This window comes from Psychrobacter sp. FME5, from assembly GCF_014861375.1.
In the GTDB taxonomy this organism is placed as follows: Bacteria; Pseudomonadota; Gammaproteobacteria; order Pseudomonadales; family Moraxellaceae; genus Psychrobacter.
Map to the genome: position 1 here is coordinate 1 of NZ_RRYX01000092.1, position 12,333 is coordinate 12,333.

Here is a 12,333-nt window from a genome sequence, read left to right on the forward strand (position 1 = left end):
GTATAGAGGGTAATAACTGTCGCCTTAGACACCGATTAAGACGAGCGGTTAGAAAGACTTGTTGCTTCTCAAAAAAGCTTGATAATCATTTTAAAGTGTTTGATTTGGTGTTCTTTTACATCAATTATGGCTACGTCTGATGCCAGCATACTTTTTAGAACACCACCTCATTATTAAGTGTTAATTCCATTTCTGGAAAATAATACCTTGATATACAAATGCCATTACGCCAAATAGAGCCTATTGGCATTTTTAGTATATAGTTGAATGGTAATTCAAGGACGCTTTGATATTCTCTTCCGCTTTCATTAGCCAAGCTTATGTTTAAAAAAGCAATTTTTATTAAAAGTTGTGAATTATCTCGACTATCCTTTTTTTTAAGATAGCCGTAGTAGGTCACCACGTAATCATCATTATATTTAAAAGCTTCACGGCCTTTGAATTCATTGTACCTTTCTATATATTTTCTAATTCCGATTGATGTTTTATAAGGTATTATAGGATTGTCTTCAAACTTTGAATAAATCATTAAGCATTGTCCATGTGACATTTATTAAGGAAATATAACATACATTTGTTGCTATTAATTGAAGAGTCTAATATATGACATCTATTGGGTAAATTTGACATTTATTAGGAGAAGTGACAGGGGTTCGCGTCCGAAACCTGGTGAGATTACCCTTGCCAATAAAGGCGTATTATTCCTCGATGAATTACCGGAATTTGACCGTACCGTATTAGAAGTCCTACGCCAGCCTTTAGAAGCCAAGCAAATCACGATTAGCCGTGCCAACTCGCAAATGACTTTTCCCGCAAACTTTCAGTTGGTTGCAGCGATGAACCCGTGTCCGTGTGGCTATGATGGTGATGGCTCAGCGCGTTGTCGCTGCCGACCTGAACAGATTAAGCGCTATCAAGATAAGCTCTCAGGGCCGCTGCTCGATCGTATCGATTTGCACATTACTGTGCCAGCATTACCGATTGCTGACTTACAAAACGCTCAGGCAGGCGAAACCTCAGAAAAGGTAAGGAGTCGGGTTTCAACTGCTCATAAACGCCAGCTAGCAAGACAACAAAAAGTAAATAATGAGCTTAGCCCTAGCGAGATTGATAAATATATCCAGTTAGGTGAAGGTGAACAGCAACTGTTACAGCTTGCTCAGCAACGGCTGAATTTATCCGCCCGTGGCTATCATCGGGTATTGCGCGTTGCTCGCACTATTGCCGATCTTGCCGACAGTATCGATATCACCAGCGCCCATGTATCGGAAGCATTGAGCTATCGCAGTAAGTAATTCATTATTAATACTTTGCGGGAGATTTTAGAAGGGATTAAACAAAAGAAAAACACCCCAGACATGTTAGGCATTCCTTGGCCCAAGGTGTTTTTAATAACGATTAATACTTATCGGTAATGGCACCTTCTGAGGCACTGCCAACCGTTTTGGCATATTTAGCCAGTACGCCGCGTTTTACATTTGGTTCTGGTGCTTTCCACGTGCTTAAACGCTTCTCAATGTCTTCTTCGCTGATGTTTAGATTGATTTCATTATTGTCGGCATCAATAGTAATGGTGTCGCCGTTTTCAATAATCGCAATCGGGCCGCCAACCATGGCTTCAGGGGTGATGTGGCCAACGACAAAGCCATGACTACCACCAGAGAAGCGGCCATCGGTAATTAACGCCACGTCATTGCCTAATCCACGGCCCATAATGGCCGAGGTAGGTGACAGCATTTCACGCATACCTGGGCCACCTTTAGGGCCTTCGTAACGAATCACAACCACATCACCCGCCACAACAGTGCCATCTAAAATAGCGCTCATAGAGTCTTCTTCAGAATTAAACACACGGGCGGTACCAGTGAACTGAGTCCCTTCTTGGCCACTGATTTTCGCCACCGAACCAGTCGGTGCAATGTTGCCGCGTAATATGCGCAAGTGGCTGTCGGCTTTGATTGGTTTGTCGAACGGACGGATTATGTCTTGGTCTTCTGGGTAGTCTTTTACGTTAGCTAGGTTTTGAGCCATGGTTTTACCATTAACGGTTAAGCAGTCGCCGTGCAGTAAACCTTTTGCCAGTAAACGCTTCATTAATGGAGCAATACCACCAATTTCTATTAACTCAGACATTAAGTATTTACCAGATGGGCGTAAGTCGGCCAATACCGGCACACGCTTTCCTATTTCGGTAAAGTCATCAATGTTGAGCGCTACGTCAATCGCATCGGCCATAGCGAGCAGATGTAGAACCGCGTTGGTTGAGCCGCCCAACACAATAACCATCGTAATCGCGTTTTCAAAAGCTTTACCCGTCATAATATCGCTAGGCTTAATGTCGTTGTCGATTAACCACTGGATCGCTTCACCTGCTTTTCGGCAGTCTTCGCGTTTTTCAGGAGATATGGCCTCTTGAGCCGAGCTACCCGGTAAGCTCATGCCCAAGGCTTCAATCGCTGATGCCATGGTGTTGGCGGTATACATGCCGCCGCAAGAGCCAGGGCCAGGGATGGCCGTTCTTTCAATTTCTAACACTTCTTCTTCGGTCATATCGCCGCGGGCATTGGCACCGACGGCTTCGAATACAGAAACGATGTCCGTGTGGTTTTTACCCGGCTTGATGGTACCGCCATAAATAAACAGCGAAGGACGGTTTAAGCGCGCCATGGCGATAAGGCAACCCGGCATGTTTTTATCGCAGCCGCCAATAGCAATGATCGCGTCATGACCTTGGCAGCCTGAGACGGTTTCAATAGAATCAGCAATCACTTCACGCGATACCAAGGAGTATTTCATGCCTTGGTAACCGTTAGCGATACCGTCAGAGATGGTGATGGTATTGAAAATAATGGGTTTGCCATAGGCGAAATAAACGCCTTTAGCCACTTCATCAGCTAAGCCGTTGATATGAATATTACAAGGCGTCACTTGGCTCCAAGTAGAGGCAATCCCCACATGCGGACGCTTAAAATCGTCATCCGTAAAACCGACCGCACGCAGCATAGAACGCGCTGGTGCTTTTTGAATGCCATCGACCAAAATAGAAGAATATTTTCTGTTGCTGTCGTCTTTTTTATTCATTTTCTGTCTCCAATAGCGAAACCGTTTATTGGCTTGTTTCAGTATAAATAAAGGCCAGTCACAGCTTGCAATTATATAGGGTGAAAGGTTGATAGGGTAAAAAGTTGTTTTCTTATTATTTTAATAATTATGAATATACCTTAACCTTTTAAAAGATATTCAACCAAAGCGGCAAAATCATCAAACGCTGCGGTAGGGTTAAGCTCACGAATATCCTGCCCATAGTTATAGCCGTATGACAGTCCAAGCGTATCCATATTGGCATTTTGTCCTGCCAAGATGTCGTTTCTGGAGTCACCAATCATGACCGCCTGTGCTGGAGTTACGCTTAAAGCCGCGCAAACATGCAGCAGCGGCGCAGGATCTGGTTTTTTAGTGGGCAAGCTATCGCCGCCAAGCACTTCGCTAAACAAGTCTTGCCAGCCAAAGGATTGCAATATTTTTGGTACAAAACGAATCGGCTTATTGGTCACCAATGCCAGCTTAAACCCTGCTGCCTGTAGTTTTTTTAGCCCGCTGTCGACATTGGAGTAAGCGACCGTTTTGCTACCGCTAATATTTTTATAAGCATCAAAAAACACCTGTTCGGCATGATCAGTTGCCTCGACCGTTAATTCATCTTCTAACACTTCTATTTTACCAACCAAGGCGCGCTCAACCAGCATTTTTGAGCCGTTGCCCACCCAGTTACGAATGGTCTCGATAGGATAGGGTGTTTTGCCCAGCGTAGTCAGCATCGCATTGGTCGCATCAGCCAAATCCGGTACGCTATCAATTAAAGTCCCGTCGAAGTCAAAAATTAAAAGTTGCTTATCCATTATTCCTCGCGATTTAGAATTATTTATTCTATTTTTAAGTGATGAGTTTTTAAAGTTACGATGTAGAGTCTTTATTACCATAGCATAGGTCAGCCATAGAACTCACTTTTACTGCTATTTCAACAGCTACTATTCAATATCTTTATAGCGCTCGCGGTGTTCCGCTTTCATCTTTAAATAGTCTGTATTTTCGCGGCAACAATCCCATTTTTGTTTACTGTATTTGTTTTATAGTGGATTGACTATATATCTAGCATTATTCATCTCTACTATCACTACCGTTATTAAGTATACTGAGCGTAGCTATCTATAAAACAGCATAAAAATGTTATGCAACCGTGACAGAAGATGTTTAGCATATAGAGTGTTGAGTAAAAGTATTTATTGAGAAGGTTATGAAAGTGAATAGAAGTACCAGAAACAAAGCTTGTATAGCTAGGTCAGATTTTAGGGTGTCGTTAAATAATGTGCTCATAATGGCAGTGCTGCTACTCGTCAGTGTGCTAACTATAAATACCGCCCATAGTGCATGGTTTGAGCGTTTAGTTCCGCAAGGTGAGACTTATACGGTGCGCGAGATAGATCGCGATTTGGCGTTTGTGATTGACGGCTTTATTTATGATGCCCGCACTTCTTGTTTTTTAGCAGTGGGCGATCGGGTGGTGTTTTTTGAAGGGCGTCACGGTATTGACTATCGCGCGACGGTTTATGATTTGGATTCGCGTGAGCGTTGTGAGTTGTTATTAAGAAGACGTTTGTCATAACGAAAGGCTTGCCTTAACCGAGTGCCTGTCATGACAAGTTTTTCAGATATAGTTAAAATACTTTAAAAGCGCTACGATACTGCGGGTATGGTTTTTTTGTAGCCTCTGTCTGCGTAGGCACAGCAAGCAAGAAAAAATGGTACCTGCAGTACGTGATGTATCGATTTTACGTTTCACTGACTATAGATAGTTCTTCAGACATAAAAAAAGGCCCCAAACATAAATGTCTGGGGCCTTTTTAGAATTCTTAAACGAATGGTGGCTCGAGGCAGGTTCGAACTGCCGACACACGGATTTTCAATCCGTTGCTCTACCGACTGAGCTATCGAGCCGTCTTCGTTGAGGCGCTATTAAACTAAATATAGGCGTTACTGTCAAGCGGTTTTTGCATTTTATGCGATAAAAGAGTAAAAATAATGAATTATTTATCAAAATATCGCTTTTTAGCGCTAAAATTAATCCTTAACACGCAGCAGCTCGTACTCGCTCATAATGCGGTGAATGTCCGCATCGACAGGGACAAATTCACGTACGCCTTTTTTGACCTCGGCATCGTAAACCAGTTTGATAAATTTAGCATCAATGGCACGTTTACGGTTTTCTGAATGCACAGTAAGGTATTGCAGGCGCTTGGCGTCGGTCTGTCCATCGTCAAAACAGCCAACCGCAGCGATAGGTTTATCATTAAACATCCCGACATATATAGTCTGACCACGCTTAAAACCTTGCTCAATAAGTGCCAATACGTCAGCGCCATCAGGCTGGTTATCATCGCTGTCATACAATGCTTGCAAGCGCTCTGCTAACTCATTCTCACGAGTTGGTTTTTTCATCAAAGGAGTTTGCAAATCGTTAATGGCAATCGCTTCTAAAGGCATCATAGTTTCCTATTAAATATTTCAAATGTTTATCTAGCATGATGTAATGAGTATATAGTGAATCCACTTTTAAAAGAATACCGTGCTACTGGGATTAATTATTCGCAGCCTCTGTCTGCGTAGGCACAGCAAGCAAGAAAAATTAATCCCAGTAGCGCCTCATAATGTCTGTATTTCTTTTATTTAGGACTGACTATAGCGCAATGATTGATAATACTGGATGCACTATTTTAGCAGAAAGGGGCAAATTTGCCTGTAGTTTACTGCTTGGTCGTGGCAGTAAATCTTAGGGTTTGCTATGATAAGGATAGATAATGCATCGTCTACCCTTATTCTAATGTTTTACGCTAGGATAGAGCGGACTATCGCCAATTCATAATGATTCATTTATACCTATTAACGTTTTATTCTTATATTTTATGGTTCTCACATTGAGGACACGCTGGGCTTATTGATAGCCCTATTTTATTGTTTGCTTTTATATTTATAGAGAGTAGCCATGACAGCCAATTCTACTGCACAAACTCAAGACCAAAATACTGCTAAAAATCTTTACGGTCATGCCGCACGTACAGCGACTGTGACCCGCAATACTGCTGAGACCCAAGTAACTTGTACCGTCAATCTAGATGGTACCGGTCAAGGCACTGTCGATACGGGCGTGCCGTTTTTGGACCATATGATTGACCAGATTAAGCGTCACGGTCTGTTTGATTTAGACATAAAATGCAATGGCGATACTTTTATTGATGATCACCACAGCGTTGAAGACACGGGCATCACCCTTGGACAGGCGTTTGCAAAAGCGCTAGGTGATAAAAAGGGCATTCGTCGTTATGGGCATTTTTACGCGCCATTAGACGAAGCATTAACACGAGCAGTGGTTGATTTATCAGGTCGTCCGGGTTTGCATATGGATATCCCATTCACGCGATCGCATGTTGGTAATTTCGACGTTGATTTATTCAGTGAGTTTTTCTATGGTTTTGTGAATCACTCATGGATGACGGTGCATTTAGATAATTTAAAAGGCAAAAACAGCCATCATCAAATTGAGTGTACCTTTAAGGCCTTTGCCCGCGCCCTACGTATGGCTTGCGAGTATGATGAGCGCGCGTTAAATACCTTGCCATCGACTAAAGAGGCGTTTTAGATGAGTCGAGCCACAAAGGTAGCATTATTAGACTATGGTATGGGAAACTTGCACTCTGTCGGCAAAGCGCTAACGCTGGTCGGTGCCGAAGTTTCTATCACTAATGACCCAAAAGTGGTCGCGACGGCGGACAAGATAGTCTTTCCTGGTGTCGGTGCCATGCGTGACTGTATGATAGGCATGCATGAAGCAGGTATTGATGAGGTGATAAGCCATGCTATCTTTAATAAGCCTGTCATGGCCATTTGCGTCGGTATGCAGGCGTTATTTGAGCAATCTGCTGAGAATGGTGGTACAAAGTGCTTGGGCATCCTAGATGGCTCTGTAGAAGCGTTTGATCCAACGTGGAAAGATGAGCAGGGCGCGACCATCAAAGTACCGCATATGGGCTGGAATACTATTAACGGTATGGATTTTGAGCATCCATTGTGGAACGGTATCGAAGACAATGCGCACTTTTACTTTGTACATAGCTATTATTGCGATCCTGCTGATAGCTCGCAAGTGGCGGCCGTCTGTGATTATGGCCAGCCGTTTTGTGCCAGTATTTTGCAAGATAATCTATTTGCGACTCAATTCCATCCAGAAAAAAGCCATACCGCAGGCTTACAGCTGTTAAAGAATTTTGTGAATTGGGATGTTTAAAAAAGCATGAATTAAATATTTGATGTAGCAGTAGGGTGAGTTAACAAACGCTTGACTCACTTTTTTTATCAGTATTTATCGCTATACACATAACTTGAGAGAAAAAAGTGGATTTTACTACCTTTAAGATAGGCGTGATAGCGGCCACTGGACTTGATAAAGATGCCTTGCATATTTATGTGGGCATCAGCGTTTACCTATTAAGTTTAATCTTACTTCGTCCGATTTTTAAAAATCAAGGTATAAGATCGTTCATCGCTCTAATCTTAGTGACTGGCGTTGCATTAACAGGTGAGTATTTGGATAATCGGCATATCATCGTGCCAAAAGGTTTTTTGGCGTTAGAAAGTGTGGATATAAAGGCAAGCCTACACGACCTGATGAATACTTGTCTGATCCCCTATGTGCTTTATGCGCTTAATAGGTGGACGCCAATTTTTCATCCAATCAATAAGCCTAAACCTATGATTAAGCGACATAAAAAAACGGACTATTAATAAGTCCGTTTTTTATTTTTATCATGACTGTCTTTGCGATATAGCTTATTAAGATTTTTGGTTATTAGCCTCATCATAAAGCTCGCGAACCACTTCACCAATCACTTGAATACCATCAATCAGCGTTTGCTCATCAGCGGCAATACTCATGCGAATACATTCGTGCGCGTGTTGGTAATTGCTCACATCGACACCGGGGAAAAAGTGTTTACTTGGCACAATGAGTGTACCTTTTTCTTTTAGACGCTCATACAGCTCAACGGTTGTAATTGGCAAGTCTTTAAACCATAACCATAAGAAAATCGCGCCTTCAGGCTTATGAATCGCTAGTGGATAATCGCCCAATGCTTCTTTTAATAACCGTACGGCGGTATTGGCTTGCTGCTGATAAAACGGCTTAATATCGTTGTCAGATAACTGCTTGATACGGTCGTTGTTGACTAGTGGCGTGGCAATCGCCGCACCGAAACGCGTTGGCGCTAGATTCACCACCGCATTCATCGCGCTGACTGCTTCGATCACTTTAGGCGCAGCAACGATAATACCGGTACGCATACCGGGCAAGCCAATTTTAGACAGGCTAAAACAAAGAATCGTATTGTCATCCCAAGTGAGATGGGCGTCTGAATAAATGATGTTAGGAAACGGCATACCATAGGCGTTATCGATGATTAACGGTATCTCATAGCGCTTGACAATCTCAGCTAAATGCGCCATTTCGTCATCAGTCAAGACGTTGCCAGTAGGATTGGTCGGACGTGAGCAGCAAATGGCACCAATACGACCTTCTTTTAGCGCGGGCAAGTTCTCTAACGCCTCAAAGTCGACACGATATTTAAAGAAGCCTTCTTCGCCATCATGCGTCACTTCATCGATATGCGGTAGTACAGCAGCGAAATGCTGACCTTCGACATGCACGTCACTATAGCCAATATACTCAGGTGTTAATGGCAGTAGAATTGACTTATCGATAGATTCGCTCTTTTCATCAGCGAAAGCGCCGCCGAATAGATTAAACAGATAGAAAAAAGCATTCTGTGAACCATTAGTCAGAGCGATATTTTCTGACGTCAAATTCCAATCATAATGACGGTTAAAGAAGCCGACTAACGCGTCGATAAAGGCAGCATCACCTTGTGGATTAGAATAATTCGCCATGCTAGTAATCGCACTACTATTGGCTTCACCGGCATCGTTATCATTGCCAAGCGCCTTATAAGTCTCTAAAAAAAGCTCATTGACGGCATCAATTTTGGCAGGGTTACCGCCGCCCAGCATATTGACAGGCTGATCGCTTTTTAGCGCATCGCCCAAGTCATCCATCAATTGCGAGATACCAGTAGGCTGGGTAAATTTCTGACCGAACTTTGAGAATTTCATAAGGTTACCATGCTATTTTGGAGGGTTTTATAAGGTGTTATTTAATCGATAAAGTGGGGCTAGTATAGCAAATGGTGGCTAGGTAATCCCCCAATAAATAAGCAAACCGTATGACTGATATTGGTTTATATGCCTATACGTTAAGTGAATCAAAAAACGCCCTTTAAATAAATAGAGGGCGTTTTGGGTTCAAGATAGTGAAGCGAGAGAGTCGCTTCAATCAAAGCCAAACAGTTCCTCTAAGACTATTCTTATTTCATAAATCAACCCTAAATTTATAAATGCTATAAAGATAACTGATGTTTATCTAATTTTAGGTCGGTTGCGACAATAGATGACGTATTCTTACTAAGTACTATTGATTTATTATTTATAAATATTCAGAATGGAAAAAATATTTGAGGAATTTAAAATTGGAAACGTTATTTAGAGTACTCGGTGTTCTTATAGTGAGTTTTAACAGCTTAAGCTTAGTGGAGAGTAGTACTAGAGGGAATCAAAGAATAAATAAATTTTTCTCTGATATACAAGATAGTTATAATAAACTGAATAGAAATCTTGAAATATTATCGTTTGTAGAGGGTATCAAAGCACTGAGTAAATTTTATGGATGGGCAAGTCTAATATTCTTTACTCTTTTTTTTATTAGTAATAAGTTTATAAGTAAAGATTTAGGTTATGTTTTTTTCTTGGTGTTTGCATTTGTATTCATGAGTTGGTTTTCAATAAAATGGTTTATAGATCATAAAAACACCATATTTAAAGGATCAAGAAATGTTATCTTAATGATTCTTAGTCCTATCCTCTTAGGAGGTTTCGATTTATTAATAGGGGAGAACTTAACGTCAGATTTTTTCATAGCGATAGCGGATAGTTTGAGCTCCATATTCCCAAGCTTTATTATATTGTTAGAAAATACAGGTATGAACTTTAATAGTCCAGTTATATCAAGCATTACTCTTTCACTAATACTTCTATTAGTTTTTCTGATTTACTACTTAATAATGTGGATTTTTACTTTACCGATATTTTTAATTGCATTGATTACTGCCATTCTTCCAATACAGTTTGCACGTACTACATCTTGGTGTAATAAAGAAAATCCATATTTTTGGTTTGCTACAATCACTTCGATTGTAATTGGTGTATGGCTAATAATTTAAGGTTTTGATGCTTTTACTAATTTTAATCACGATTTAATGCATGCAACTTATTTTCATAGGATGAAAAATGTTTAGGATCAATGATGTCATACAGTTTAAAGGTAAAGATTACGAGTTAGTTAGTTTTCTAGGAAATGGAGGTATGGGGCAAGTATTTTTGATCAAAGAGCAAAATTCTAATAATCAGCTTGCTATGAAAACTCTAACTAACTTCTTACCTGATGATGAAAACTACCGTTCTCTTATCAATGAATGGGAACTTGCTCAAAGTATCAGGCATGAAAATGTTATAAGTTATAGAGGGTTTGATGATGGGGCAGTTTTTAAAACACCATACCTTATTATGGATTTGGCGGAAGATGGTTCCTTACAAGATTTCCTGAATATTCAAGAAAAAATGTTGGACGAACAGTCTTGCCTGAACATTTTCCATCAGATTATTGATGGAATGGAAGCTATTAATAAAGTCTTAGTTCATAGGGATATTAAACCAGACAATATATTTATTGATAATGGTGTTTTTAAGATTGCTGACTTTGGTTTAGCTAAAATTATACAAGATAAAACGCGTTCTAAGACATTCAAAGGATGGGGTACTGCGCCTTACACAGCACCAGAAGCTTATAGATTTGAAAAAAATACAATTCAAATGGATATGTATTCAATCGGTCTAGTATTTTTCCAAACTGCAGGAAAAGAGCACGCACTTGGAACGCCTAAAGATTGGGAGAAAGCGCACCTTACCACTGTACCAACAGCTTTAAACAAGGTAAATAATAAAATATCTCCTAAAGTGGCTAGCGTTGTTAATAAGCTGATCGAAAAAAAACCAAAAGACCGTTATCAAAGCTGGGATGAAGTTAGAAAGGATTTACAAGCTGCTGCCAGTAATATTGGTAATCACAAAAATTCAATTAATAAGCTTTTAGATAAAAAGCTACTGAAAGATTTGGAGCTAAAGAAGAGCGAATCCGAAAAACTTCTAAAAGAGGATGAGTTACTTAGAAGAAAAGGTATAGTGAGCTATCAATTTGAAAAATCACTGAAGACCCCATTAACAGAGCTTCTTTATCAACTTAATGAAACTGTACTTCCTGCTGAAATGGCTGTAATTACAGATAATTCTACTAAAGACCTATATGAAATTAATTTTTCATTCGATAAGAAAGAAGTAAGCATCTGGTTCAGTGCGATTGATCAATCTGATGAACTATCTTTAAGTATTTTCAAAGGACTTACAGAAAAAAATACATTTAAGTTAGACCTATCAAAACCTTTAACCCCTTTTATTAGAGGTAATCTATTATTAGCTTGGGGCGCAGTCAATTTTGCCAATGGTATGGGGTTTAATTTATTACTAGTACAATCTGATGAAGATGAGTATGGAGATTGGTATATCTTGAAAAATAGTGAGATTACCCTGTTTCCAGACGATGACCAAGTTGAACCTTTTGCATTTGACCGTAAACAACTAAGAGTGTCTATTTATTTTGTAGATTCAAACAATAGGTACAAAACAGATGTTGAGGCTATAGAAAGAGAGAGTTTAATAGATTTAATTACTGATGGTTTATAAATCTACTCATTCTAAATAGTAGTAAGTCAAAAAACCCCAATTAAGGGGTTTTTATTTACAAAGTTAAAATTGAATACCATTAAATCATCGCCCGAACCCTTGCCATAATCCCACGCCCAATCACCAATCTCACATAAATAATCGCAATGCCAAATAGCAAGACAACTAACGCTATAGTCAGATGACCACAAAAATGTTATAAAATAAATCAATTAAACGATTACCAGTATAAACGACCATGACTTACTCCCTAGATTATCGCAAACAAGTTTTAAAAAGCTTAGATGAGGGCATGACCTTTGCCGAAGCTGCTGTTTTCTATGATATCAGTCCAACGACTATCCAGAAGTGGAAAAAGCGTCTTCATAGTAAAACCAC

The 12,333-nt window shown here is 40.2% G+C and carries 13 protein-coding genes, 1 tRNA gene and 1 pseudogene; 9 read left to right on the forward strand and 6 right to left on the reverse strand.

Annotation, left to right across the window (positions count from 1 at the left end; genetic code table 11):
* On the forward strand, positions 1-140 hold a 140-nt coding region (locus tag EI161_RS11000), incomplete at its 5' end, for an IS1 family transposase (protein WP_192528726.1).
* A 14-nt stretch (positions 141-154) separates the two neighbouring features.
* On the opposite strand, the gene EI161_RS11005 is transcribed toward EI161_RS11000, so the two are convergent.
* A complete protein-coding gene (locus tag EI161_RS11005) occupies positions 155-529 on the reverse strand; it encodes a hypothetical protein (protein WP_192529561.1) in 375 nt (124 codons plus the stop codon).
* 121 nt (positions 530-650) lie between these two features.
* On the opposite strand from EI161_RS11005, the pseudogene EI161_RS11010 reads away from it, so the two are divergent.
* A pseudogene (locus EI161_RS11010) lies at positions 651-1,295 on the forward strand (ATP-binding protein); the annotation flags it as partial.
* 103 nt (positions 1,296-1,398) lie between these two features.
* Here EI161_RS11010 and ilvD read toward each other — a convergent pair.
* Entirely contained in the window at positions 1,399-3,081 is a 1,683-nt protein-coding gene (gene ilvD / locus EI161_RS11015; RefSeq protein ID WP_192523535.1) for a dihydroxy-acid dehydratase, read from the reverse strand.
* A 140-nt stretch (positions 3,082-3,221) separates the two neighbouring features.
* Complete coding sequence (locus tag EI161_RS11020; RefSeq protein WP_192523534.1) at positions 3,222-3,899, reverse strand: phosphoglycolate phosphatase; 678 nt, start codon at positions 3,897-3,899, stop codon at positions 3,222-3,224.
* Between the two features lie 476 nt (positions 3,900-4,375).
* Here EI161_RS11020 and EI161_RS11025 point away from each other — a divergent pair, with 476 nt between their 5' ends.
* On the forward strand, positions 4,376-4,663 hold the full coding sequence (locus EI161_RS11025; RefSeq protein WP_192523533.1) for a hypothetical protein: 288 nt from the start codon (positions 4,376-4,378) through the stop codon (positions 4,661-4,663).
* Between the two features lie 256 nt (positions 4,664-4,919).
* Here the strand turns inward: EI161_RS11025 and EI161_RS11030 are convergent.
* Together EI161_RS11030 and EI161_RS11035 are read right to left on the reverse strand one after the other, a co-directional pair.
* Positions 4,920-4,995: transfer RNA gene (locus EI161_RS11030), tRNA-Phe, on the reverse strand.
* Between the two features lie 123 nt (positions 4,996-5,118).
* Positions 5,119-5,544, reverse strand: coding sequence for a hypothetical protein (locus EI161_RS11035; protein ID WP_225735350.1), 426 nt, complete (start codon positions 5,542-5,544; stop codon positions 5,119-5,121).
* Positions 5,545-6,040: 496 nt separating this feature from the next.
* On the opposite strand from EI161_RS11035, the gene hisB reads away from it, so the two are divergent.
* The 3 genes from hisB (at position 6,041) to EI161_RS11050 (ending at position 7,836) form a co-directional block, all read left to right on the forward strand.
* Positions 6,041-6,694: an imidazoleglycerol-phosphate dehydratase HisB gene (gene hisB / locus EI161_RS11040; RefSeq protein ID WP_192529562.1), complete on the forward strand. Its 654-nt coding sequence runs from the start codon at positions 6,041-6,043 to the stop codon at positions 6,692-6,694.
* Positions 6,695-7,339 (forward strand): imidazole glycerol phosphate synthase subunit HisH, encoded by a 645-nt coding sequence (gene hisH / locus EI161_RS11045; protein ID WP_192529563.1) that lies wholly within the window; start codon positions 6,695-6,697, stop codon positions 7,337-7,339.
* Positions 7,340-7,446: 107 nt separating this feature from the next.
* On the forward strand, positions 7,447-7,836 hold the full coding sequence (locus tag EI161_RS11050; RefSeq protein WP_192523529.1) for a hypothetical protein: 390 nt from the start codon (positions 7,447-7,449) through the stop codon (positions 7,834-7,836).
* A 48-nt stretch (positions 7,837-7,884) separates the two neighbouring features.
* Here EI161_RS11050 and EI161_RS11055 read toward each other — a convergent pair whose 3' ends face one another.
* Entirely contained in the window at positions 7,885-9,216 is a 1,332-nt protein-coding gene (locus EI161_RS11055) for a valine--pyruvate transaminase (RefSeq protein ID WP_192529564.1), read from the reverse strand.
* A gap of 413 nt (positions 9,217-9,629) precedes the next feature.
* Between EI161_RS11055 and EI161_RS11060 the strand changes: the two genes are divergently transcribed.
* The 3 genes from EI161_RS11060 to EI161_RS11070 all read left to right on the forward strand — a co-directional run.
* Complete coding sequence (locus EI161_RS11060; protein WP_192529565.1) at positions 9,630-10,379, forward strand: hypothetical protein; 750 nt, start codon at positions 9,630-9,632, stop codon at positions 10,377-10,379.
* A gap of 67 nt (positions 10,380-10,446) precedes the next feature.
* Positions 10,447-11,955, forward strand: a complete 1,509-nt coding sequence (locus EI161_RS11065; RefSeq protein ID WP_192529566.1) for a serine/threonine-protein kinase — start codon at positions 10,447-10,449, stop codon at positions 11,953-11,955.
* A gap of 238 nt (positions 11,956-12,193) precedes the next feature.
* The coding region (locus EI161_RS11070) for a helix-turn-helix domain-containing protein (protein ID WP_192529371.1) at positions 12,194-12,333 on the forward strand (140 nt) is incomplete at its 3' end.